Origin of the sequence: Paenarthrobacter sp. YJN-5 (assembly GCF_015040095.1) — a bacterium.
Classification (GTDB): Bacteria; Actinomycetota; Actinomycetes; order Actinomycetales; family Micrococcaceae; genus Arthrobacter; species Arthrobacter ureafaciens.
On the sequence record NZ_CP053544.1, the window covers coordinates 2,443,022 to 2,466,482 of the forward strand.

Below are 23,461 nucleotides of genomic sequence, written 5' to 3' on the forward strand. Positions count from 1 at the left end.
ACCAGCCTGGCCTACTTGGGCACGGGCTCATGCCGAAGGTAGGACCGCCGGAAGCGTCCGGTGCCGGCAGTCAGGGCCCTCAACTCCACTGCGTAGCGGAGGAGTTCCTGGTCCGGCACTTCCGCGCTGATCTCGGCGCCCTCGCCGGGAGCTGCGTCAGTGCCCGTCACGCGTCCCCTGCGGCCCGAGAGGTCGCTCATGACCGCGCCCACGTACTCGTCGGGGACGTTCACCACCACACTGGAAACGGGTTCCAGCAGCTGGATCCTGGTGGCTGCTGCCGCTTCCCGAAGTGCCAGCGCGCCGGCTGCCTGGAAGGCGGCATCCGAGGAGTCCACGCTGTGGGTTTTTCCGCCGGTTAGCGTCACCTTGATGTCCACCACAGGAAAGCCTTCAGCCACGCCCTTGAGCATCTGGGCCCGAATGCCCTTTTCCACGGAAGCCACGTAGGTGGCGGGGATGACACCTCCGACGATCTTGTCCACGAACTCGAAACCCCCACCGCGCGGCAACGGTTCCACGTCGATGTCGCAGATGGCGAATTGTCCGTGGCCTCCGGACTGCTTCACGTGGCGTCCATGACCGGATGCGTTGCCGGCGAAAGTCTCCCGCAACGGCGTGATGACATCGACGGTCTGGAGTTTCACGCCCTGGGCACGCAACCTGTCCAGGACCACCTCAGCGTGGGCCTCGCCCATGCACCAAAGAATTAATTGGTGGGTGTCCTGGTTGCGTTCCACCCTCAGGGTAGGGTCTGCCGCAGCGATCTTTCCGATGTTCTTGGCGAGGGCATCCTCATCGCTGCGTGAGGCCCCTTCGACCGCGATGGGCATCAACGGTTCGGGAATGTTCCACGTCTCGATGAGCAAGGGGCTTTCGCGGTCCGACACCGTGTCCCCGGTCTCAGCTCCGGCCAGTTTGCTGATGGCGCAGATATCTCCCGCGATGCAATAGGGAACAGCTTTGAGGCTGGAACCCACGGGCGAGTACAAATGAGTGACGCGTTCGTCGGAATCGTGGTCCTCGTGGCCCCTGTCCGCCAATCCACGGCCGCCGATGTGGATCGACGAATCCTCCCGCAAGGTTCCGGAAAACACCCTCACGAGGCAAACCCGGCCGAGGAACGGATCAACCGTGGTCCTCACCACTTCCGCAGCCAACGGCCCGTCCGGGTCGCAGCTCAGCGGTTTCAGGGATGACCCGTCCAGCTTCATGGCCGGCGGCGCGGGACGCTCCGGGGGCGACGGCAGGGCATCGACGAGCAGCGACATCAGCTCCTGCAACCCAAGACCGGTTTCGGCCGAGGTTGGCATGACCGGGAAGAAACGGCCCCGCGAAACCGCTGTCTCCAAATCCTGGAGGAGGTCCGACAGAGGGAGTTCTTCGCCGCCCAGGTACCGGTCCATGAGGGTTTCATCCTCGCTTTCGGCGATGATGCCCTCAATGAGCGGCCCACGGGCAGCCTCGAGCGCGGACTCAAGCGCGGGGTCTGCGGAGCCCGGGGGGTCGAGGACGCCGGCCACAACGTCAGGAGTGGGCAGGTACATCGGCAGTACGGCCTCTCCGAAAGCGTCCTGGCTGCGTTCGACGGCGGCGCGGAAGTCTGCCCGTGGGTGGTCCAGCCGACTGATGACCACGGCCCGGGGAAGCTGGATCTTCTCGCATTCGCCCCACAGCGCGACGGTCGCGCCGTCGATCCCGTCCACGGCCGAGACAACAAAAAGGGCCGCGTCCGCGGCCCTCAAACCGGCACGCAATTCGCCGGTGAAGTCGGTGTAGCCGGGGGTATCTATCAGGTTGACCTTCACGTCGCCCACGAGGATCGGCGCTACGGAGAGCGTGACGGAGCGCTGTTGGTGGACAGCGGACGGGTCCGAGTCGCTCACAGTGGTTCCATCCGTGATGGACCCCATCCGTGTGATGGCCCCCGTTGCCGCGAGGAGCGCTTCAACGAGCATCGACTTCCCGGCACCCGAATGTCCTACGAGTGCCACGTTCCGGACGTTGGCGGGTTGGCTGGCTGCGAGGGCTGTCCCGTCGGACCGGCGTGGCTCGGGTCCGCCCTGGACTGTGGTTTTGGCCGCTTCGCGCGTACCTTTCGCGGACATGGGCACCTCCTGGGTGGTAGCCAAGTTCGTGTCCGAGCTCAGAGGCGGTTCGGACATGTACAAGGATTGGACACCCTCAAGCGACCACAGGGCAAGCACTAGGGACGCACAAAATCCAGCATGCCCCACAACAACCAGCCGGACACCAGCACACTTGCCGAGATAACAACCGTGAAGGCGCTCAACCAGACAAACGCCGGTGCTCCCGTGGTTCTGCCCAGGATCCACGCGTCAGAGGACTGGATCCGCGACCTGTGACGGGTGTGCACCCCGGCCAGTTTGAAGAGGTCCCGCACGGCCCCCACGGACAGCGCGATGCCCAGGGCAAGCACGACGTAGTTCACTGTCCCGGGGTCGGCGAACACAAGCAGCAGCTGGGCTACTCCCGCGCTGATGACGGCAACGAGGATGCCTGTCAGGTTACGGAGGAAGATCAAGGAGACCAAGAGGATCACAGCGCCGACGGACATGGCGGCGCCGGCTCGGCCCGCAGAGAAGGCGGCGATCAGGGCCAGCCCCACAACGGCAGGTGCGGGATACCCCCAAAAACCGGACCACGCGGCTCCGAACGCGCTGCGTCCACTGCTGACGAGCCGGCCGGAGTGGTCCAGTCCGATCCGGAGGCTATGGACGAAGCGGCCTGTCATCAGGGCGGCGTAGGCGTGGCCGAGTTCATGGACAAACGTGACATACAGGCCGAACCAGCGCCACGTGACGCGGGGAAGACTCAGCAGCGTCGCGCCGCCGATAATGGCCAGGAGAACCGGCAGCGGCACCGTTGTGGTGTGGACGTCCGTAAAACCACGGACAACGGCCGACCACCATATTGCGGGCACGCTGGAAGATTCGACAGGGGTTTGAGTCACCGTCGCAATGCTACGCAAGAAGTCCGGGAGCTACATGCGGTTCTTGGTCCTGGCCGTGGCGGGCGCGGTCCAAGGGTCCTCCGGCCAGGGATGTTTCGGGTAGCGTCCCCGCATCTCGGCACGGACCTGGGAATACGGACCCGACCAGAACGAGGCCAAATCGTCCGTCACTGCCAGCGGCCTGCCCGCCGGAGACAAGAGATGGAACAGAACCGGTACCCTGCCGTCGACCAACCGCGGCGTGCGGTCCCAGCCGAAGCATTCCTGAAGCTTGACCGCCACCACTGGCCTGCCGCCGTCGTCCGCTGCACTTTCCGCAACCTCCGGGTAGAGGATGCGTACGCGCGAGCCGCTGGGAACCTCCAACCGCTCCGGAACGAGGGCGTCGAAGTGAACCGCCTCCGGCCACGGCAAAAGGCGCCGCAACGGTTCTGCCAGATCGACTGCGTTCAGCGGCTTGCCGCCCGCAAGGGCCTCGAGTTCGGGGGCAAGCCATTCGTCAAGGCGCGCCAACAGGCCGGCCTCACTGACGTCGGGCCATGCTCCGCCCAACTCCCGATGCAACAACGCCAGCCGCCGACGAAGCGAATCAGCCGCTTCCGACCAGCCAAGCATTGCCAGGCCGCCCCTGCCCAAAGCCGTGGCAATGGCTTCCCGCCCCGCTTCGGGAGAAGGCCGGATGGGCGTCGAGGAGACCACGATCGCGCCGATGCGCCGCTCCAAACGGCCGCTGAGGCGACCTTGGTCAAACCGCGCCTCCACGATTTCCTGCACGAGGCTCGGAGCCGCTGCCCGGGCCAAAGATTCTGACAGCGGAGCAGCCGAACGAATCACAGCCCCGGTCCCGGCAGCATCGCGCCCCTGGGCCCGCGATACTTCCGCAACCGCGAGCCACTCGTGCGCGGCGAGCGGACCTCCCGCCGGCAACCCGGCGCGGGTCCCCGATGTGAGTTGATAGCTGGAGCCGTGGTCCGCTGCCCTCCGGGCGATCCGGTCCGGAAACGCCAGGGCAACAACGTATCCGGGCGCGCGGTCCCCAGTCAGCTTGAGGGACGTATCGGACGGAACGACGGCGTTGCCCACGTTGCGGGTCATGGATTCCAGCCGCCGGGCTTCTTCTGAAAAACGCCGCGACGCCGGAAGGGATCCACTGCGCATCGCCCTGAGGAGTTGCACCAGGTCTCCGCCCGGGGCACGCTGATCCCCCGACACGAGGGCCACGGTCTCTGCAGCAAGCTTCCGCCCGACGGTGGAAGACCCGTCAAGCAAAGCCCTGGCCAGCCTGGGGTCAGCGGGTATTCGTGCCAGCACCCTGCCGAGATCTGTCGCCAGTCCCGCATCGGTGAGGGCCCCCAGTTCCCGCAGGACCTCCACCGCATCATCCATCGAAGCCCGCGGCGGGGCATCGGGAAGGGCAAGGCCTTCGCCCCTGGGCGCACCCCAGCAGGCAAGCTGCAGGGCCGCTGAGGTGAGGTCGGCGACGGCGATCTCCGGAGTCTGGTGCGCTGGAGCGGCTGCATAAGCTTGCTGGTCGTAGCAGCGGACCACTGTACCGGGACCTTGGCGTGCGGCGCGGCCCGCCCGCTGCCCGGCCGACGCCCGCGACGTTGATACGGTGACCAGCCCCGACATGCCACGCCCCGCATCACGCCGGGGCTCCCGGGAAAGCCCCGAGTCCACCACCAACCGGACCCCCGGAACAGTCAGTGACGACTCCGCGAGGGCGGTGGACACGATGATCCGCGGAGGGTCCCCGGACCGCCGGCCGGACACGGCCCGGTCCTGCTGATCCGCAGCTGCCTGCCCGTGAAGCTCCAACACCTCGGTTCCGGGAACGAGCCCGGAACGAAGCCTCGCCGCCACGTCCGAGACTTCACGGACGCCCGGGAGGAAGACCAGCGCGTCCACCGAGGGATCCCTGCGCAAAGCCCTTGCGTGGGACACCGCAGTTGTCTCCGCAATGTGGTCGAGGAATGCACGGGTTACGCCACGTTCGTCCAGTCGCTGTGACGGCGCTGGAACCCATTCCACTGTCAGGGGGTGGAGCGCCGACGGGCAGTCGACGACGGGCGCCGGCCCGCCGCCGTCGGAGGTTTGCCCCAGCAGGGCCGCGAAACGTTGCGCGTCAAGCGTGGCAGACATCGCCACCAGGATGAGTTCCTCACGCAGCTGCCCCACTTCGGACAACATGCCCAGCAGAAGGTCCGTTTCCAGGCCGCGTTCGTGGACTTCGTCAAGGACCACCGCGTCAACGCCGTCGAGGCCGGGGTCTGCCAGGAGTCGCCGGAGGAGGATGCCCGGGGTGACGAATTCCACTACAGTCCCGGGACCCGTCCGCGACTCGCCACGGACGGTGTAGCCTACCCGGTCTCCGAGCGGACTTCCGTCCAACGTGGCAAGGCGACGGGCAGCGGAGCGGGCAGCAACGCGACGGGGCTGGGTCACCACCACCCGCGGAGCTGTTCGGCCCCGCCGCGCTGCGACGTTGGCCACCAACGGCGGCACAAGAGTTGTCTTGCCGGTTCCCGGGGGTGCCTGCACGACGGCCGTGCCGCCGTCGTGCCCGCTTTCCAAAGCGTCGGCGAGTTTGCCCAGGGAACCGGCGAAGACAAGGCCGCTTCCAATGGCATCCAGTGAAAAAGTCACCAGCCTATTGTTTCAGGAGTTCACGGCCGTCCCGATGCTGGCTGGCTGGGTGCTGCGTGCCTGGGCGTTGGAGTGGCTGGGTGCTGCGTGCCTGGGCGCTGGGGTGGCTAGGCGATGGTGGCCGCATCAATGACGAAGCGGTACCGAACGTCCGAGGCGAGGACGCGCTCGTAGGCTTCGTTGATCTTCTCCGCAGGAATGACTTCGATCTCGGCACCGAGGCCATGCTCGGCACAGAAATTGAGCATTTCCTGGGTTTCGCGGATGCCACCGATCGCAGACCCGGCGAAGGACCTGCGTCCGCCGATCAAGGCGCCCGCTTGGACAGGTAGCGGTTCTGCGGGGGCGCCCACGTTGACCAACGTTCCGTCCAGGGCGAGCAGCTTCAGGTAGGCGCTGATATCAATGGATGCGCTGACGGTGTTGATGATGAGGTCGAAAGTTCCCCCGAGCCTTTCAAAGGTGGCGGGGTCGCTGGTGGCGTAGTAGTCCTTGGCCCCGAGCTTCAAGCCGTCCTCCATCTTCTTGAGGGACTGGGACAGCACCGTGACCTCAGCACCCATGGCGCTGGCGAGCTTGACAGCCATGTGGCCCAAGCCGCCGAGTCCCACCACAGCGACCTTCTTGCCGGGTCCCGCGCCCCAGTGACGCAGGGGTGAATAGGTGGTGATTCCGGCGCACAGCAGCGGGGCTGCAACGTCGAGGTCCAGCGATTCGGGGATGGAAACAACGAAATCTTCGTTCACCACCACGTCGCTGGAGTAGCCGCCCTGGGTGATGGTGCCGTCGAGGTCCACGGATCCGTAGGTGCCGACGTTACCGTTCAAGCAGTACTGCTCTTCGCCTGCTTCGCAGTTGGCGCATTCCTTGCACGAATTGACCATGCAGCCCACACCGACGCGGTCGCCGACCTTGTGCTTGGTCACCTCGGAACCTACTTCAGTAACGATCCCGGCAATTTCGTGTCCGGGTGCCAGGGGGTACTGCTGCGGGCCCCATTCGCCGCGGACCGTGTGGATGTCCGAGTGGCAAATGCCAGCGAATTTGATGTCGATGTGGACGTCGTGCGGGCCGACTTCGCGACGCTCAATGGTGGTGAGGGCGAGGTCTCCTGTGGTCGAAGGGGCAGCGTATGCGGTAGCGGTAGGCATGTTTCTCCTGCGTTATAACGATGTGCGGATACCTCCATCTAACCCTGTATTCCGAAGTCGAGGGAGGCACTGTTGAGTCTGGGATGGAGAGTCCTACCCAGTACGACGTACCGAATCTGTACCCATCCGAGGGTCCTTTTACCGGAGTTTTGGGGAGGTTTTGGCTGGTTTCCTGGCTGGTTTTTCCACATACGGGCTGGGGTCTGGTTACAGGGTTTGGGTGGGGTGGAAGGCTTGGTTTATGGGTTTGAGCGGGCAGGTTGTGGTTGAACGGGCGGGTAGGCCCGGTGCTGCGGCTGCTAATGGCGGTGGACCTCCCGGCGCCGGCAGTTCTGGCGCCGCTCACCCGTCCGGCGTTGGCAGTTCTGACCGCGGTGAGCCTACCGGCGTCGGCAGTTCTTCTGGTGGCGTTGGTTCGTCCGTTGGCATGGGTCTTGCTGATGGCGGCGGTTGGGTCGTTGAGGATGTGATGGAGGCGTTGGAGGACGGGGCGGCGGTGTTGGAGGCTGCGCGTGCCCTGGCGTTACCGGCAGGGCGGGTGTTCGATGTTCAGGAAGCAGCAGACTTCGCTGCCCGGGTCGAGGACCTCTCCCGAGAGCTTGTCAAGTTTTTGTGTAAGAGGTGGGCTGGGGTTAGCCCAGATGGGGTTCGATTCGTTCCGGGTAGGTGATCGCGAGGATGCCCAGTGCTTCGTTCCAGCCTTGGCTTTGGGCACCTTCGATAAGGGTGTGCACGGATTTGCTTTTGTTCTCCCGTGCTTGCCCATGGATTTTCGCGCGTTCGGTGGCGCGTTTGTCTTCGATGTTGCAGATGGCCAGCCAGAGCAGTTTCACCGCAGAGGTGTCGTTCGGGAAGTGACCGCGGTTTTTGATGATTTTGCGTAGCTGGTAGTTCAGGGATTCGATGGCGTTGGTGGTGTAGATGACCTTTCGCAATGGCGGCGCAAAAGCCAGGAAGGGAATGAACTTCTCCCAGCTGTTGCGCCAGGTGTTCACCGTGGCACGGTATTTCTTGCCGAGCTCGGAGGAAGCGAATGCCTCCAGCTCCGTTTCCGCGGCTTCGGCTGAAGACGCTGTATAGATCGGCCTGAGTGCGGCAGCGACCCGTTTCCGGTCGTGGTAGCCAACGAACCGCATGGAGGCCCGGATCAGGTGGACCACGCACGTTTGGACCGTTGCCATGGGCCACGTCGCGGCGATGGCTTCGGGAAAGCCGGTCAGCCCATCGCAGCACACGATGAGGACGTCCCGGACTCCGCGGTTGGCCAGTTCCGCGCAGACCCCGGCCCAGAACTTGGCCCCTTCGGTGGCCTCGACCCAGATACCCAGGACGTGCTTGGTGCCGTCCATGTCGACACCTACGGCAATGTGGGCCGCTTTGTTCCGTACCTGTGCCCCGTCACGGATTTTGACCACGATGGCGTCCAGGTAAAGGATCGGGTAGATCGGATCAAGCGGGCGGCGTTGCCAGATCATCACTTCGTCAAGAACGTCATCGGTAATCTTCGATATCGTCTCGTGCGAAAGTTCGGTTCCGATCGTCGATTCCAGATGGTGCTGGATATCCCTAACCGTCATGCCGCCGGCATAGAGGCTGACGATGATTTCGTCCAAGCCGCCAGTGCGGCGGGACCCTTTGGGTACCAGTCGCGGAACGAAAGAGCCGTTCCGGTCCCGCGGGATAGCAAGGTCCACATCGCCGGCCTGGCTGGCCAGCGTCTTCGGGTAGAACCCATTACGTGAGTTGGGCAGCAACCGTGCCGCAGGATCACCCTTTTCATAGCCGAGATGACCGGAAAGCTCGGACTTCAGTCCACGCTCCAGAACGGCCTTGATCATCTGGTTCAGGAAACCGTTTTTACCATCAATCTGGAGCTCTCCGGAGTCGATTTGCTCCATCAGTTCATCAAACGCACCCGACTCCCGCAGCTGCTCCATCCCACCAGCGGCAGCCACCTTGGCGGCAAGCTCCGCGCCGAGCTCCTCACTAGAACCAGTCATAGTCATAGCTTTCTCCAATCAACCAAGGACCGGAACTCCTACACAAACCATCTGACACCCCCTCTCCCGAAGCATCGGCTACCTGCAGATCATTGCAGCCCACGCGGTCGAGCGCACCCGCACCGAAGCCAAACACAACCCCGCAAAGCCCGTCCCGGGCTGGCGGACCGGCTGGACCGAAACCCCACACCCCGCCCACCCGCACACACCCGGCACCACTGCCCGGGCCGGTCGACCGGCCTCCGCTGCCGGTGCCGTGCTTGGGGCCGTTGTGGGGTCCGGGCCTGTGAGGTCTTCTGTTGCGGGGCCTGGTTCGGTGCTCGATGACGGGTACCGCAACGCCGCCGAGTTCCTGCGCGCCAGGCTCCGGATCGATATCCGCGAAGCCCGCCGCCGCCTGACCCAGGCCGCGCTCCTGCTGCCCGGAACCACCCTCACCGGCGAGACCACCACCCCACGCCACGAACACCTCGCCGCCGCGTTCGCCGCCACCGACGTGCCCTCCCGCTCAGCGACCATCATCACCACAGCCCTCGAACGCGTCGCCTTCATCGCCCACCCCGACACCCTCACCACCATGGAACACGCCCTGACCCGCACCGCCACCCACAACGACCCCGACTTCCTGGCCAAAACCGCCCAACACTGGATCAACCGCATCGACCACGACGGACCCGAACCCACCGAAGAAGAACTCCGCACCATCCAAGGAGCCTTCATCCGCAAACCCCGCCGCGGACTCCACCACATCGAAATCTTTGCCACCGACGAACAATACGAAACCCTCATTACCACCATGAACACCGCCACCAACCCACGCCTAACCCCACACAACAACCCCAACACCACCAACAACCCCGGCCACAACACCACCAACAGCGCGGGCACTACCGCCATCCACAGCTACACCAACACCGGCCTCCCCAGCGCGGCCAGCAGCGCGGGCACTACTGCCAGCCCCAGCACCACCGCCGGCGGCAGCGGGGCCGGCACTACTGCCAGCCCCCGCAACAGCACCACCACTCCCGGGTTGGTCCCCGCCCCGGACCGCGACCAACCCGGCAGCACCGCCACCACCAGCACCGTCAGCGCCGCCAGCGTCAGCAACACCAGCACGGTCAGTGCCGTCAGGGTCACCGGGCGCAGCACACCCGGGCCCGAGCTGGACCGCCGCTCCCGAGCCCAGAAACTCCTCGACGGTCTCATCACCGGCTGCAACTACGCCTTGCGCACCGGCAAACTCCCCGCCAACGGAGGCCTCAAACCCCAACTCACCGTCACCATCGACGTTAACGACCTCTATCCCGACTCCAAAACCCACCACACCAGCCAGACCAGGGCGGCTCTTCAGCCCGGCCGGGCAGCGCAACAGCGACCTTCACCGGCCCCATCCACGCCAGCACCATCCGCAAAATCGCCTGCGACGCCGACATCCTGCCCGTCCTCCTCGGAACCCACGGACAAGTCCTCGACATCGGCCGCACCACCCGGATCTTCCCACCCCACATCCGCAAAGCCATCGCCGCCAGAGACCAAGGCTGCACCTTCCCCGACTGCACCATCCCCGCACCCTGGTGCGAAGCCCACCACATCACCTACTGGTCACAAGGAGGCACCACCAGCACCAACAACGGCACCCTCCTGTGCTCCCACCACCACCTCATCCACAAAGAACAATGGAAAATCACCACCCACCAAGGCATCCCATGGTTCACACCACCACCCCACATCGACCCCACCCAAACACCACAACGAAACCACCACCACACACCCCACCGAACATGACACCCTGCCCCAAAACAGAAAGCACCCACGGCCGCCCCGACACACCCCAGCCACTTGGCGCGCCCCCAGCCAACCCCTGAGCGCCATCAGACCCCCGGCGCCTTGGGGCAACAAAACAACAGGATCCTCCGCAATCACGAAGGATCCTGTCACTCAGAACGGCTATGCCACGGTATTCAGTCAGTTGTCCTGCAGTGGGGAAACGGGTGCGCTACGGCTTCCGAAGCCAATGGCTCACCCGGCCCCTCACCGCGAGCGGCGGGACTACGTCAGCGGGCTCCCCCTCCAATGACTCCTGCCTCCACGGCTTTGGTCACTGCGTCGGCCTCGGCCTGGGTTAACTTGCCATCGGTGACGGCCTTGTCGAGCCTGGATTTGAGCTCGGCGGCACGGTCTGACTTCGCCTCCGAACGTATCTCTTCGAGGGCCGCCGTGACCTTCGATTCCTCAACACCCAAGGAGGACGCCAACGACTTTGCCAGCGCGGCCTCCATCGCTGCCCGGTCCGGCCGTCCGGTTTCGGATCCCTTGGACTGCTCGGTTCCATCGGACGGCGTGCTTCCCTCTGAGGGTTTAGTGTCGTCAGACGGAGCCTGAGCGGGTTTGTTGGCGTCGCGGAACGCCTTCAAGGCGTCGGTGACTTTGGTTTCATCAACCCCCAGCTTGGCGGCCAGTGCAGAAGCCAGGTGGCCTGCATCCCGTCCGGGGCCGCCGTGACGGCCATGTCCCTTGCCCGGTGCCAACCCGTCACCTGACGTTTGGCCTGGCGTTGCCGTCTCACTCGGCGTCGACGTTGCGCCGGGCGTCGACGTGGAGCCGGGGTCCGGCGTCGTCGTTGCCGAAGCCATGCTCGTGACACCAAGTCCGGTGCCGAGGGCCAATGCTCCCGCCGCTAGACCCAACGTGATTTGCTTGGTTCTTGACATAACTAGTCCTCACTTCGCAACCGCCAGGTTGCGTCACCGTTGTTGCTGGTGGGCAGCCGGGTTGCTGCCCTGACTCAAGAGTGCGGTGACCACCCCGGCGGAGGCTGATGCGAAGCTGTTCATTGGCTGTGAACGTATGGACAAAGCTGTGAGCCGACCAGTCAGGGCATCACCGGGGAGCGTCGAAGGCATCGAGCAGGCGTTTCACGGCACCGCCCAGGTTCCATTCAGTGCTGAGCTCCTGTAACTGGTCACGGGAGACCCCGGTTACCGGTTTCAACTGTGCGCCGACCTCGTCGAGGGAAGGCAGGTCGAGGTCACGGACCACGTTGACCACCGCAGGAGCTACCTCCAGGTAGTCGGCGGCCGCGGCGAGTTTTGCTTTAACGCCGGCGGACAGCCCGCCGTCGGCCGCTTCTGCCGCCTCGAGGAGGCCGGCGAGTGAACCGTGTGTGGCGAGCAGCGACGCAGCTGTCTTCTCGCCGATGCCCGCCACGCCCGGCAGTCCATCGGATGAATCTCCCCGGAGCGTGGCGAAGTCGGCGTATTGCTGCGGCAGGACGCGATACTTGCGCACGACGTCCACCTCTGTCAGTACCTCAAGGTTCTTCATGCCTCGGGCCGTGTAGATAACACGGATCGCCTTCTCGTCATCCACCAATTGAAAAAGGTCCCGGTCCCCCGTCACAACGTCCACCGGCATGGACTGTCGGCCCGCATAGCTTCCGATCACGTCATCGGCCTCGTGATCGTCGACGCCCACCACCGCGATTCCAGCCAGTTCAAGCACGTGGCTGATCAGGGGAATCTGCGCTTGGAGGGCTTCGGGGACAACCTCGACGTCGGGACCTGAACTTACCTCTTCCGCCACACGGTGGGATTTGTAGCTGGGTATGAGGTCCACCCGCCACTGGGGCCGCCAGTTGTTATCCCAGCAAGCGATCAGATGCGTTGAGTGATAATCCGTGGTCAGCCTGGCAATCATGTCCAGAAGGCCGCGGACGGCATTGACCGGGGTGCCGTCCTTTCGGCGGATGGTGTCCGGAACGCCATAGAAGGCACGGAAGTAGAGCGAGGCAGTGTCCAAGAGCATAAGTCGGGCCATACCTGATCCTGACATGCGGTGACGCTGTTTGGAGTGATTCGGACTTGTTCGGTGATGTGAGCCGGATTACTATGGTATTCGCAATAATCGAACACCCAGTTCTATTATAGAACACAGCGGCATCCCAAGGTTGCCCCGTCACAAAGAAGTGAGGAAAGCCCGTGCATTTCCACCACCACGGTTACGTATCCGGCGACCCCAGAGTTGAACCTGCAGCCGGAGTGGGGATCAACCGGCCGGAGGATCTGCCCGATGAGGTCGACGTGCTCATTGTTGGGTCAGGCCCCGCAGGGATGCTGACGGCGGCCCAGTTGGCCCAGTTCCCTGATATCACTGCGCGCATCGTGGAACGTCGTCCGGGCCGCCTGGCCATCGGGCAAGCTGACGGCATCCAGGCCCGCAGCGTCGAGACCTTCCAGGCTTTCGGTTTCGCTGAGCGGATCATCGCCGAGGCCTACCGCATCACCGAGATGGCGTTCTGGAAGCCGGACCCGGAGGACCACTCCAGGATCGTCCGTAGCGCGCGAGCAGTTGACGACCCCACCGGAATCAGCGAGTTTCCCCACCTGATCGTGAACCAAGCGCGCGTGCTGGACTACTTTGCCGAGTTCATGGCCAACTCCCCCGCCAGGATGAAGCCGGACTATGGCTACGAATTCCGCAGCCTTCGGGTTACTGACAACTCCGCCTACCCCGTCTCCGTGACCCTCGTTCACAGTGCAGGCCCCTTGGAAGGGCAGGAACGGGTTATCAACGCCAAGTACGTAGTAGGTGCCGATGGTGCCCGGAGCAAGGTCAGGGAGTCCATCGGATGCCACCTGGCCGGGGACCAGGCCAACCACGCGTGGGGCGTCATGGATGTCTTGGCGGTGACAGATTTCCCGGACATCCGCACCAAGTGTGCCATCCAGTCCGGCTCGGGCGGCAGCATCCTGCTCATTCCCCGCGAGGGTGGCCACCTGTTCCGTATGTATGTGGACCTGGGCGAGGTTTCCCCGGAGGACCACGGCGCGGTCCGTAAGACGACCATCGAGGAGATTATCCACAAAGCCAACCAGATCCTGCATCCCTATACCCTGGACGTGCGCAATGTCGCCTGGCACAGCGTTTACGAGGTGGGCCACCGGCTGACGGACAGGTTCGACGACGTTCTGCCGGAGGAGCGCGGCAAGCGTACCCCTCGCGTGTTCATCACCGGCGACGCCTGCCATACCCATTCCGCCAAGGCCGGGCAGGGCATGAACGTCTCCATGCAGGACGGATTCAATCTCGGTTGGAAACTCGGCCACGTACTGGAAGGCCGGAGCCCGGAGTCCCTGCTGGATACCTATTCCGGTGAACGGCAAGTGGTAGCCAAGAACCTCATCGACTTCGACAAGCAATGGTCATCCCTCATGGCCAAAAAGCCCGAGGAATTTGAGGACCCCACGGAACTGGAGAACTTCTACACCAGCACCGCAGAGTTCCCGGCCGGCTTCATGACCCAATACACCCCCTCCATGGTGGTTGCCGAGGCAACCCACCAGGACCTTGCAACTGGCTTTCCGGTCGGCAAGCGCTTCAAGTCCGCCCCCGTGCGACGGGTCTGCGACACCAACCCGATCCATTTGGGCCACCATGCCAAGGCGGATGGGCGCTGGCGCATCTATGTCTTCGCCGACGCGGCACCGGCAGGCGCCCCTGGCCCAGTGGCCGACTTTGCCGAGTGGCTCGAGACGGCACCGGACTCACCACTGGCTGCTACGCCGTCGACCCTTGACCGCGATGCCTGGTTCGACGTCAAGGTGATTTATCAGCAAGACCACACGAACGTGGACATCAATGCCGTCCCCGCGGTCTTCAAACCCGCCGTCGGACCGTTCAAACTGACCTACCTGGAGAAGGTCTTCGGCACCGACCCGGCAGCGGACATCTTCGACGAACGCGGACTCAGCCGGGACGGGGTGGTGGTGGTAGTCCGGCCCGACCAGTACGTCGCCAACGTCCTGCCGCTGAGTGCGACGGCGGAACTCGCCGAATTCTTCGCGGGCCTCAGGTCGGCGCCGAAGGCCCGTGAGGTGCACGTCCCTACGACGGCGGAGGCGCCTACCGCTGCAAGTACCGCCGCGGCAAGCACCGCCGTGGTGGAGCACGCCTGATCCTCACAGGACCCAGGTACACAGAGCGGGCAAACCGCAGGTGAACAGGGCGGGCCCCGAGGCTCTCCGGCTCGAATGGCCGGCAGATCACCCCGGGTGCCCGCCCCATCATCGATGCGGGCAAGTACTCCCCCGCGAAAAAACTGCGTACCCGAAGCGGCGACCAGGAACCACACCGCACATATTCGAGTAGCGACTACTCGTGCCCTGCTATGACGGCCCCCAATAGCTTGGACCCCAACGTCACGTTGTCTGGCTCATTGGAGGTTCTTCATGGATCTGCTGCACCTGCACATGGCACCGTCCGCGCGAGGGATCACCATGGCACGGACGGAGATGTGATCTCCATGCCCGCGCACACACGCATTGAACGCTCGCTGGCCGGTGACGCACCCTGGCTCTTCCTGTCTCCCCATCTGGACGATGCGGTCCTTTCCTGCGGGGCTCTGATCGAGGCTCAGGCCGGTGGCAGGGAAATCATCGTGGCTAGCTTGTTCACCGAAGCAACCCCTGGCCCGCACACCCGGGCAGCCCGGTCTTTCCTGCGGCAGTGCACGCATTCAAGCGCACTGGACCTGTTTGAAGCCCGCAAGACAGAGGACAACAAGGTCCTGACGGAGATGGGTGCCCGCCCCTTGCACATGGGCGGCGTGGACGCCCTCTTCCGCCGACGCCGGCTCCCGCGGATCGGCAACCCGGCGTGGGGCAGGGTGCGGCCCGGACTTCCCCATCGTTATCCGACCTTCCGGTTCGACGTTGCCCTGGGTCGTATCTCCCACGCAGAGAAGGCCTTGATCAACCGGCTGCAGGGGGACGTCGCCGAGCTCATGGCACTCACAGGCGCCGAACTCCTGTTTTGTCCCGTGGGCGTGGGCAAGCACGTGGACCACCTGATCACTCGGGAAGCCGGTATGGCGCATCAGCAGAACCTGGTGCTGTATTCGGACTTTCCCTACGACCTGGTGTCCGGCCCGGACACTTCGCGGCTGGATCGCCTCGGCTACGTCCCCTGGTCATGGGACCGGGGGCTCGCCTCAAAGCAGGGGCGGATTCGCCAGTATGCCACCCAGGCCGGCTCGCTCTTCCCCGGCGGCAAGATTCCACCGCGGGCCGAGACGTACTTTGTTCCGGCCCAAGGCAACTGAGGTTCGGGCACAGCTAACTGAGATTCGGGCACAGCTAACTAAGCTGCGGAGAACAGCTAGCACCCCTCTTTGTTGTTGACCGCCTTGTTTCCGGGCCCAGCGCCAAGCCTGAGGCTTCCTGTGTGGCAGTAGAGGTTGTCCGCGACGTTGATATTCTGCAGCTCACCATGGAACGTCAGCCACGGCCCCGGCATCTCCGCGAAAGAGTTTCCCACCACGTGGATGTCCCGGACCGCTGAAAATCCGTCGTAGTAACCGGTCTGGATTCCGTTGGGTGACTTGCGGAAGGTGTTGTTTTCCACCGTGATGTTCCGGATGGAGTGCTTCCCGACAGCCAGCTGCAAACCGGAGCCGTGCGGACCGCCGCGGACGTTGTTGTTCCTGTAGACCACGTCGAAGACCTCGGCGCCGATCGTTTGGGCCACCAAGCCGTCGTCGCCATCTGCTCCCTGCCCCTGATCCACGGTGTTGCCTTCCACCACGCCGCCGTGGGAGTCGGTGATGTGGATCCCGTCCAGTTGGTCATACGAGCCACTGCTGTCCGCTACGGTCTGGTTGTTGCGGACACAAAAATCGCTGCTTGCCACCACGGCGATTGAGTAGGTGAAGGGATTTTGGGTCCGGATCCCCTCCACCAGCGCGTTCCTGGAATGCCGGACGTCCACGAGGTACTCGGAGAGCCGGCCGCGGGTATTCCCGTCGAGCTGGTCCCCGCTGTGGTCCGCGGTCAGTCCGGCGATGGTCACGTTGTTGGCCCCATTGGTGGTGATGAGCGGATGTCCGCCGAAAGGACCCTCGGAAGACAGGAAACCGGGTCCGGCCTTCAGTATTGTGCCGGCGCCCTGTCCCCTGAGGGCAACGTTGGATTTGACCAGCAATGGCTCAGCCAGCATGAAGGTACCTTCGGGAAGCTGCACTACGGCCCCTCCGCTCTTCGCCGCAGCGTCAATGGCCTGTTGCAGCGAGCGGGAGGTGTCTTCCGGGTCCTTATAGCCATCCACAACATACTGGTGGATCCGGGTGGCCTGGCTTCCGGGCGCAAGGCAGTAGTCGGGTCCTGCCGGACCCATGCTTGGCTTGGATGCCAGGCCCGCAACTCCCACGCCCGCGACGACCACGACGGCGACCCCGGCGGCTGCCTTGACGGCGGCGGATTTCATGGGGTCACTTTATCCTGCGGTCCACCTGCACCTATGGCGGCAAGGGTCCAACGGTAAGACAATGGGCTCGTGGCCCCTCCTCCCTCCACAGGCAGCGGCGACACCATGAACGATGCCGCCCGCGCGATACAACGTGTCTATCTGACGCTGACGCTGGGCAACACCATCGCTGCATCCTTCATTTGGGGCATTAACACCCTTTTCCTGCTGGACGCGGGGCTGAGCAACCTCGAGGCCTTCGCCGCGAACGCGTTCTTCACCGCGGGCATGGTCCTGTTCGAGGTACCTACCGGCGTGGTGGCCGACGGCTGGGGCCGGCGTACGTCGTTCCTGCTGGGCACCATGACGCTGGCCGGGTCCACTTACCTGTACTACGTGCTCTGGCAGATTTCCGCACCGTTTTGGATGTGGGCGGTGGTCTCGGTGCTGTTGGGGCTGGGCTTCACGTTCTTCTCAGGCGCAGTGGAAGCCTGGCTGGTGGATGCCCTGCGATATTCGGGATACGAGGGCGGACTGGAGACTGTCCTGGGCCGCGGTCAGATGGCGCAAGGAATCGCAATGCTGGTTGGCTCCGTGGCAGGAGGGGTTATTGCCCAAGCCACGGACCTTGGCGTGCCGTTCCTGCTCAGGGTCCTGGTGCTCGTGGCCATGTTCGCGGTCGCGTTCCGGTTGATGCACGACGTCGGGTTCTCGCCTGATAGGTCGGCGCGTCCTGTGGCGGCCACCCGTGCAGTGCTGTCGGCCTCGCTCGACAACGGTTTGAAGAACCGGCCCGTCCGGTACGTGATGCTCGCTGCTCCCTTTACCGCCGGCGTCGGGATTTATGTTTTCTACGCTTTGCAGCCTTTCCTGCTGGAGCTGTTCGGCGACCCCAAGGCTTACTCGATCGCGGGGCTCGCCGCCGCGATCGTTGCCGGTTCGCAAATTCTGGGTGGCTGGTTGGCGCCGCACCTGAGGGGTCTGTTCCACAAGCGAACCTCGGTGCTGATCCTGACGGGCGTGATCGGCGGTGCCATTCTGCTGGCCTTGGGGTTCACGCGCCTGTTCTGGGTTGCTTTGGTGCTGCTGGCATTGTGGGCGGTGATGGGTTCGGCGGCCCTTCCAGTGCGGCAGGCGTATGTCAACGACATGATCCCTTCCAAGCAACGCGCCACGGTCTTGAGCTTCGATTCCCTGATGGGTTCCAGCGGCGGCGTGGTAGTCCAACCCCTCCTGGGCCGCAGCGCGGACCTGTACGGCTACCCCGCGTCGCTGGCGATTGCCGGTGTCATCGAGTTGCTGGCCGTCCCGTTCCTTCTCGCCAGCCGCAGGCAGGCTCCCGTTGCCGACCGTGCGACGACGCCGACGCCGACGGCGGGGCAGGACGGACCGGAGTCCACGGGTTAGTTCTTCGTGCGCCCTGATGCGTGCCGGACGCAGAACGGAGTCCAAGGCCGGGCTTCGAGCCTGCCCTCGGGTATTGCTTCCCCGCAGACAGCACAGCGCCCGTAGGTGCCGTCGTCGATGCGGGCCAGCGCCGCCTCAATCTGCTCCAATCCCGCACGGCTTTGCTCCATGAGCGCCCCGGCCTGCGACAGCTCGAACGCTATGGTGCTGCCTTCGGGGTCGTGTTCGTCGTCCACATTGGAGTCCACCCGGGCGGCGCTGACTGAGCGGATGTCGCCGCGAAGCGAATCAAGAAGGGTTCGTTTCTGCTCCCTCTCCTGATTCAGGATCGCGCGGAACCGCTCTGCATCAACCATTGTTCAGAGATCCACCGTGTTGCTCTCGCCAACGCTCATCCGGGAATGCGTCACTTTGGATTTGACCCACTGCAACACAGTGGCCGCGGTACCGCCGGGGCAGGTCCAGTATTCGGCGGAGTCGGAATCCACGCGGAGCAAGCAAGCCTCGGGAGTCTCCGGTCCGTCAGGGAACCATGCCTCCGCAGCCTGGCTCCATTGCTCGCGGATCTGGTCCCGGTCCGTCACGACCTCCGCCGTTCCCGCCACAGAGACCCACTCAGTCTTCCGACCAAACGATACGTTGACCCGGGGATCTGCCTTCACGTGGGCCACCTGGGATGTCTCGAGGGACGTCAAGAACAACAGGTCGCCGTCTTCCTGGACCTCCTGGACGGCGAGGGGCCGGCTGACAAGCGCTCCGGACTCGTTGATGGTGGTGAGCATCCCGATCCTGGAGTCGTTGATGATTTCCGTGACCTTGCTGATGTCGTGTTCTTCAGTCATGTTCTCCTCTTTCCTCTGGTCAGGGAAGGTCCCCACGTCAGACTATTAGTAAGTTGCCTTATTTTCTAGCCGGGGGCGGGCCTTCCAAGACCGTCGGGATGTACTCCAGCAATTGGGACCGGCCATCAAAAGTCCTGCTGTTGACCAACTCAAGGGCAACGTCCGGGTAGCCGTCGTAGATCCTTTCGCTTCCCGTACGGCCCGTGATCACAGGGAAGATAACCAGCCGGAACCGGTCCACGAGCCCGGCGTTCAGCAAGGACCTGGACAGGGAGAGGCTGCCCAGCGTTGACAACGTCCCGGTCCGGGTGCGCTTCATCCCGCGGACGGCTTCCACGGCATCGCCGCGAATCAACTCACAATTCGGCCAGGCCAGGGGCTCTTGCAGGGTGGAAGAGAAGATGACTTTGGGCATATCGGCCAGGCCGCCCAAACTGGCACCCTCCTCCTCGGAGAATGCGGCAGAGTCGTCAGCCGCCTGTTGGGACAACCCTGCCATCACCCTGTAGGTATTCGCTCCCATGAGGGTGGTGAAATCCTTCTTTCCTTCTTCTTCGAGCCAGGCAAGGTATTCCGGCCCTTCCAAGCCCCACCACCCCGGCCATCCTTCCCCGGAGGCGTACCCGTCCAAGGTGATGATCAGATCGACCATCAGCTCTGCGCCGGGTTTTTCTGTTACTTCACTCATGATTGGCTCCTTGTGCATGGCAGGACACTCGACCCGCGCCCCACCCTAAAGCGGCTCTGCAACCGGACATGGTCTCAGCCGTCCGGACGCGGCCTGCCCATCCGGAGGCGGCCATGCTATCGCCATGGCCAAGGGCGCTCAAGGGTCCGCACCTGCACTGGAAGCTATGGTCCGCACCGTCCATCGTTGCTAGCGTGGCGCCATGACTCCGTCCAAGACCCCGGCCGAGATTCTTACGATCGACGATGTGGACGTCCGCATCTCCAGTCCGGACAAGCTGGTCTTCCCGGAGCCCGGCCTGACCAAGTTGGACCTCGTCCGGTACTACTTGTCGGTCGCCGAAGGCGCACTCCGCGGAGCCGGCGGACGGCCCATGGTCCTTAAGCGCTTCCCGAAGGGCATCGACGCGGAGCCGTTCTTCCAAAAGCGCGTACCGGAGAACCACCCACCCTTTATAGACACGGCAACCCTGCACTACGCCTCGGGCACGTCTGCCGAGGAAGCGGTGATTCGCGACGCTGCAGGTCTGGCGTGGGTAGTGAACCTTGGATGTTTGGACCTCAATCCCCACCCGGTGCGGGCCGAGGACCTGGACCATCCGGACGAGCTCCGTATTGACCTTGACCCGATGCCGGGCGTGGATTGGAAACAGATAGTGGACGTCGCGTACGTGGCACGGGAGGTGCTGGACGACGTCGGACTGGTGGGCTGGCCCAAGACCAGCGGCTCCCGCGGACTCCACATCCTGGTCCGGATAGTCCCGGACCATGACTACCGGCAGGTCCGGCTGGCTGCCGAGTCCCTGGCCCGGGAAGTCGAGAACCGGGCACCGGGGCTGGCCACGGCCCGGTGGTGGAAGGAAGAGCGGGGTGAGAGCGTCTTCGTGGACTTCAACCAGAACGCCAAGGACCGCACAGTGGCGTCCGCCTACTCCATCAGGCCCCTGCCGGACGCCAGAGTCTCCACGCCACTGACGTGGGAAGAAGTGGCCACCATCCGGCCGGACCAGTTCACTGTCCTCACGGTCCCTGGAAGATTCAAGGACATCGGCGATCCCCACGACGGCATCGATCAGGCTGCAGGGAGCCTCGACGGGCTCCTCGCGCTGGCGGAGGAGTTGGGCCCGGCGGAGAAAGCTCCCCGGGGCGGAGACGGGTCCGGCCGCCGTAAATCGACCATGCCGCTCATCGAAGTGGCCCGGACCAAAACCAAGCCCGAAGCCCTTGATGCCTTGGAGAAGTGGAAAGCCAACCACAAGGACGTTGTTCCGGACCTCCATCCGGCGGACATCCTGGTGGATGGCATGCGCGGCTCTAGCTCGCTCTGGTACCGCGTCCGCGTGAACCTCCAGCACGTAGCCGAGGGCAGGCGACCGGAGCAGGAGAAGCTGATTGCCGACTACGATCCGTGGGCCGGAAAGGAATGGTCCGGCGGACCGGAGAGGTAAGCCCCCGGCCCGCCGGAACCAGGGTCCTAGCGGCGCGGAATGTTGCGGAGGTTGCTGCGGGCCATGCTGACGGCCTCCCCCGCTCCGCGGTTCAGCACCACCTTGGACATGGCCGTGGCGAAACCGATGACCTGTGAGCCGGAGATCTTCGGAGGGATGGACAGCGCCTGCGGATCGGTGATCAGTTCCACGAGTGCAGGGCCGGGATGTGCGAACGCATCCCGGTAGGCTGACTCAATGTCTGCCGGGTCCGTCACCCGCACCGCGTGAAAACCGAGTGCTTTGGCCACAGCGGCATAGTTGGCATCCGGTACGTCCACCCCGAAGTCGGGCAGGCCATCCACCAGCATCTCCAGTTTCACCATGCCCAACGTGGAGTTGTTGAACACGACCACCTTCACGGGCAACTTGTGGGCAGCCACGGTGATGAGTTCGCCCAGCAACATGGACAGTCCCCCGTCGCCGGAGACCGACACCACCTGGCGGCCCGGATAGGCCAGTTGCGCACCAATGGCGTGCGGGAGGGCGTTGGCCATGGAGCCGTGCAGGAACGACCCAATCAGCCGGCGGGTCCCCAAAGGGTTGATGTAGCGCGCCGTCCACACATTGCACATGCCGGTGTCCGCAGTGAAGATCGCATCCTCGGCGGCTACCTGGTCCAACAACGACGCCGCGTATTCCGGGTGGATGGGCTGCTTCTTCTCCACCTTCCGCGTGTAGGCTCCCACAGCCTTGTTCATCAAGCGGTCGTGTTTCTTGAGCATCTGGTCCAGAAAGCGGCGGCTCGACTTCGGCTTCACCAGGGGCAGGAGCGCAGTGAGGGTGGGGAGCACATCACCCTGGACGGCGATATCGACGTCGGTCCGCCTCCCCAGTCGCTGGGCGGCGCGGTCTACCTGCGCCGTGCGGGTCTCCGGAAGGAACTGGTCATAGGGAAAGTCCGTTCCCAGGAGGACCAGCAGGTCAGCGTCTTCAATGCCTTCGGCCGCAGCTCCGTAGCCGAGCAGTCCCGTCATGCCAATGTCGAACGGGTTGTCGTACTGGACAAAATCCTTGCCGCGCAGGGAATGCCCGATCGGAGCCTTCGCCAACTCAGCCAGGGCAATCAACTCGCTGTGTGCTCCCTCGACGCCCGCGCCGGCAAAAATGGCGACCTTGCCGGCGTCGTTGATGGCATCGGCGAGTTCCTGCACGCTGGCCGGATCCGGAACCAAACTGGCGGGACGGAACGTCGCAGGAAGCGGCGTTGAAGCCGTGGCTTCCAGGCCCGCAATGTCACCGGGAAGCGTCACGACGGCGACGCCCCTCAACGCGACGGCATTCTGGATGGCACTGTGCATGACGCGCGGCGCCTGATCCGTGGTACTCACCAGTTCGGAGTACACCGAGCATTCGTTGAAGAGCCGGTCCGGGTGGGTCTCCTGGAAGAACCCGCTGCCTATTTGCTTGCTTGGGATGTGGGAGGCAATCGCCAACACCGGGGCGCCGGTGCGGTTGGCGTCATAGAGGCCATTGATCAGGTGGAGGTTGCCGGGGCCGCAGGAGCCGGCACACACGGCCAGCTTTCCGGTGAGTTGCGCTTCGGCCGCTGCGGCGAACGCGGCAGCTTCTTCATGCCGGACGTGGATCCAATCGATACCCCCTTGGGCGGAGCCGCCGGTCTGCCGGACAGCATCGACGAGGGGGTTGAGGCTGTCGCCCACGATCCCGTAGATACGCTGAACTCCGGCAGCCTGGAGTTGTTCGATGAGTTGGGTTGCAAGCTCTTTGGCCATAGTGCTCCTCCTCGCCAGCGCTACTTCTTCTCGCCAGCGCTACTTCTTCTCGGTCAGGGCCGAAGCTTTATGCGCCGCACGGGCACCGGTCTTGTCCGACTCCACGATGTATTGCGGCTCATCCTCGCTGGCCCGGTGCGTGTTGCCTTCGAGTTCGAAGTCGGACGTCTTCTTCTCGACGATCTTCCCGTGCGTCGTGCCCTGGGACGTGTTCCATTCGACGTGCGTGCCTTTGCTTAGCGTCATGGCTGCTCCTTGCGGCTGGAGGGCAACCGCCCTTTCAGGCGGACCCG

Annotated in this window: 18 protein-coding genes and 1 pseudogene; 6 read left to right on the plus strand and 13 right to left on the minus strand. The window is 64.1% G+C overall.

What is annotated here, in order from left to right:
• Window positions 1-11 precede the first annotated feature (11 nt).
• The 5 genes from HMI59_RS11605 to HMI59_RS11625 form a co-directional block, all read right to left on the minus strand.
• Window positions 12-2,108: an elongation factor G-like protein EF-G2 gene (locus HMI59_RS11605; RefSeq protein ID WP_193591390.1), complete on the minus strand. Its 2,097-nt coding sequence runs from the start codon at window positions 2,106-2,108 to the stop codon at window positions 12-14.
• A gap of 98 nt (window positions 2,109-2,206) precedes the next feature.
• On the minus strand, window positions 2,207-2,974 hold the full coding sequence (locus tag HMI59_RS11610; RefSeq protein WP_227471355.1) for a M50 family metallopeptidase: 768 nt from the start codon (window positions 2,972-2,974) through the stop codon (window positions 2,207-2,209).
• Window positions 2,975-3,004: 30 nt separating this feature from the next.
• Complete coding sequence (gene hrpB, locus HMI59_RS11615; protein ID WP_193591391.1) at window positions 3,005-5,620, minus strand: ATP-dependent helicase HrpB; 2,616 nt, start codon at window positions 5,618-5,620, stop codon at window positions 3,005-3,007.
• A 107-nt stretch (window positions 5,621-5,727) separates the two neighbouring features.
• Window positions 5,728-6,771 carry an NAD(P)-dependent alcohol dehydrogenase gene (locus HMI59_RS11620; RefSeq protein WP_193591392.1) on the minus strand — a complete coding sequence of 348 codons (1,044 nt, stop codon included), beginning with the start codon at window positions 6,769-6,771 and terminating at the stop codon, window positions 5,728-5,730.
• 632 nt (window positions 6,772-7,403) lie between these two features.
• A complete protein-coding gene (locus tag HMI59_RS11625) occupies window positions 7,404-8,777 on the minus strand; it encodes an IS256 family transposase (protein ID WP_193591393.1) in 1,374 nt (457 codons plus the stop codon).
• Between the two features lie 310 nt (window positions 8,778-9,087).
• On the opposite strand from HMI59_RS11625, the pseudogene HMI59_RS26080 reads away from it, so the two are divergent.
• Together HMI59_RS26080 and HMI59_RS25955 are read left to right on the plus strand one after the other, a co-directional pair.
• Window positions 9,088-9,540, plus strand: a pseudogene (locus tag HMI59_RS26080) (DUF222 domain-containing protein); the annotation flags it as partial.
• A 644-nt stretch (window positions 9,541-10,184) separates the two neighbouring features.
• Complete coding sequence (locus HMI59_RS25955) at window positions 10,185-10,556, plus strand: HNH endonuclease (protein ID WP_255527678.1); 372 nt, start codon at window positions 10,185-10,187, stop codon at window positions 10,554-10,556.
• A gap of 269 nt (window positions 10,557-10,825) precedes the next feature.
• Here the strand turns inward: HMI59_RS25955 and HMI59_RS11635 are convergent, their stop codons facing one another.
• Together HMI59_RS11635 and HMI59_RS11640 are read right to left on the minus strand one after the other, a co-directional pair.
• Window positions 10,826-11,482, minus strand: a complete 657-nt coding sequence (locus HMI59_RS11635; protein WP_193591394.1) for a hypothetical protein — start codon at window positions 11,480-11,482, stop codon at window positions 10,826-10,828.
• 169 nt (window positions 11,483-11,651) lie between these two features.
• Complete coding sequence (locus tag HMI59_RS11640) at window positions 11,652-12,602, minus strand: 5'-3' exonuclease H3TH domain-containing protein (protein WP_193591395.1); 951 nt, start codon at window positions 12,600-12,602, stop codon at window positions 11,652-11,654.
• Between the two features lie 146 nt (window positions 12,603-12,748).
• Here HMI59_RS11640 and HMI59_RS11645 point away from each other — a divergent pair, with 146 nt between their 5' ends.
• A complete protein-coding gene (locus HMI59_RS11645) occupies window positions 12,749-14,725 on the plus strand; it encodes an FAD-binding monooxygenase (RefSeq protein ID WP_193591396.1) in 1,977 nt (658 codons plus the stop codon).
• A gap of 347 nt (window positions 14,726-15,072) precedes the next feature.
• Window positions 15,073-15,870: a PIG-L family deacetylase gene (locus tag HMI59_RS11650; protein WP_227471357.1), complete on the plus strand. Its 798-nt coding sequence runs from the start codon at window positions 15,073-15,075 to the stop codon at window positions 15,868-15,870.
• Between the two features lie 56 nt (window positions 15,871-15,926).
• On the opposite strand, the gene HMI59_RS11655 is transcribed toward HMI59_RS11650, so the two are convergent.
• The gene (locus HMI59_RS11655) at window positions 15,927-17,030 is read right to left on the minus strand and encodes a glycosyl hydrolase family 28-related protein (protein ID WP_193591397.1); all 1,104 of its coding nucleotides are present in this window, start codon (window positions 17,028-17,030) and stop codon (window positions 15,927-15,929) included.
• Window positions 17,031-17,135: 105 nt separating this feature from the next.
• Between HMI59_RS11655 and HMI59_RS11660 the strand changes: the two genes are divergently transcribed.
• Window positions 17,136-18,416, plus strand: a complete 1,281-nt coding sequence (locus HMI59_RS11660; protein WP_193593742.1) for an MFS transporter — start codon at window positions 17,136-17,138, stop codon at window positions 18,414-18,416.
• Here the strand turns inward: HMI59_RS11660 and HMI59_RS11665 are convergent.
• Genes HMI59_RS11665 through HMI59_RS11675 form a run of 3 tightly spaced genes read right to left on the minus strand, consistent with a single transcriptional unit; the run spans window position 18,413 to window position 19,946 of the window.
• On the minus strand, window positions 18,413-18,772 hold the full coding sequence (locus tag HMI59_RS11665) for a TraR/DksA C4-type zinc finger protein (protein ID WP_193591398.1): 360 nt from the start codon (window positions 18,770-18,772) through the stop codon (window positions 18,413-18,415). The two genes, HMI59_RS11660 and HMI59_RS11665, sit on opposite strands and share 4 nt — an antisense overlap.
• A gap of 3 nt (window positions 18,773-18,775) precedes the next feature.
• Entirely contained in the window at window positions 18,776-19,258 is a 483-nt protein-coding gene (locus tag HMI59_RS11670) for a pyridoxamine 5'-phosphate oxidase family protein (protein ID WP_193591399.1), read from the minus strand.
• A gap of 58 nt (window positions 19,259-19,316) precedes the next feature.
• A complete protein-coding gene (locus HMI59_RS11675; protein ID WP_193591400.1) occupies window positions 19,317-19,946 on the minus strand; it encodes a dihydrofolate reductase family protein in 630 nt (209 codons plus the stop codon).
• A 202-nt stretch (window positions 19,947-20,148) separates the two neighbouring features.
• On the opposite strand from HMI59_RS11675, the gene ligD reads away from it, so the two are divergent.
• Window positions 20,149-21,393, plus strand: coding sequence for a non-homologous end-joining DNA ligase (gene ligD / locus HMI59_RS11680; RefSeq protein ID WP_193591401.1), 1,245 nt, complete (start codon window positions 20,149-20,151; stop codon window positions 21,391-21,393).
• 26 nt (window positions 21,394-21,419) lie between these two features.
• On the opposite strand, the gene HMI59_RS11685 is transcribed toward ligD, so the two are convergent.
• Window positions 21,420-23,168, minus strand: a complete 1,749-nt coding sequence (locus tag HMI59_RS11685) for a pyruvate dehydrogenase (protein ID WP_193591402.1) — start codon at window positions 23,166-23,168, stop codon at window positions 21,420-21,422.
• Window positions 23,169-23,207: 39 nt separating this feature from the next.
• The gene (locus HMI59_RS11690; protein WP_166187059.1) at window positions 23,208-23,414 is read right to left on the minus strand and encodes a DUF2945 domain-containing protein; all 207 of its coding nucleotides are present in this window, start codon (window positions 23,412-23,414) and stop codon (window positions 23,208-23,210) included.
• Window positions 23,415-23,461 lie beyond the last annotated feature (47 nt).

Coding starts and splice junctions, on each gene's coding strand:
- HMI59_RS11650 (WP_227471357.1), top strand. CDS start 15,073: ATGCCCGCGCACACACGCATTGAACGCTCGCTGGCCGGTGACGCACCC.
- HMI59_RS11675 (WP_193591400.1), bottom strand. CDS start 19,946: ATGAGTGAAGTAACAGAAAAACCCGGCGCAGAGCTGATGGTCGATCTG.
- HMI59_RS11640 (WP_193591395.1), bottom strand. CDS start 12,602: ATGTCAGGATCAGGTATGGCCCGACTTATGCTCTTGGACACTGCCTCG.
- ligD (WP_193591401.1), top strand. CDS start 20,149: ATGACTCCGTCCAAGACCCCGGCCGAGATTCTTACGATCGACGATGTG.
- HMI59_RS11635 (WP_193591394.1), bottom strand. CDS start 11,482: ATGTCAAGAACCAAGCAAATCACGTTGGGTCTAGCGGCGGGAGCATTG.
- HMI59_RS11655 (WP_193591397.1), bottom strand. CDS start 17,030: ATGAAATCCGCCGCCGTCAAGGCAGCCGCCGGGGTCGCCGTCGTGGTC.
- HMI59_RS11685 (WP_193591402.1), bottom strand. CDS start 23,168: ATGGCCAAAGAGCTTGCAACCCAACTCATCGAACAACTCCAGGCTGCC.
- HMI59_RS11605 (WP_193591390.1), bottom strand. CDS start 2,108: ATGTCCGCGAAAGGTACGCGCGAAGCGGCCAAAACCACAGTCCAGGGC.
- HMI59_RS11690 (WP_166187059.1), bottom strand. CDS start 23,414: ATGACGCTAAGCAAAGGCACGCACGTCGAATGGAACACGTCCCAGGGC.
- HMI59_RS11670 (WP_193591399.1), bottom strand. CDS start 19,258: ATGACTGAAGAACACGACATCAGCAAGGTCACGGAAATCATCAACGAC.
- HMI59_RS11625 (WP_193591393.1), bottom strand. CDS start 8,777: ATGACTATGACTGGTTCTAGTGAGGAGCTCGGCGCGGAGCTTGCCGCC.
- HMI59_RS11660 (WP_193593742.1), top strand. CDS start 17,136: ATGAACGATGCCGCCCGCGCGATACAACGTGTCTATCTGACGCTGACG.
- HMI59_RS11665 (WP_193591398.1), bottom strand. CDS start 18,772: ATGGTTGATGCAGAGCGGTTCCGCGCGATCCTGAATCAGGAGAGGGAG.
- HMI59_RS11620 (WP_193591392.1), bottom strand. CDS start 6,771: ATGCCTACCGCTACCGCATACGCTGCCCCTTCGACCACAGGAGACCTC.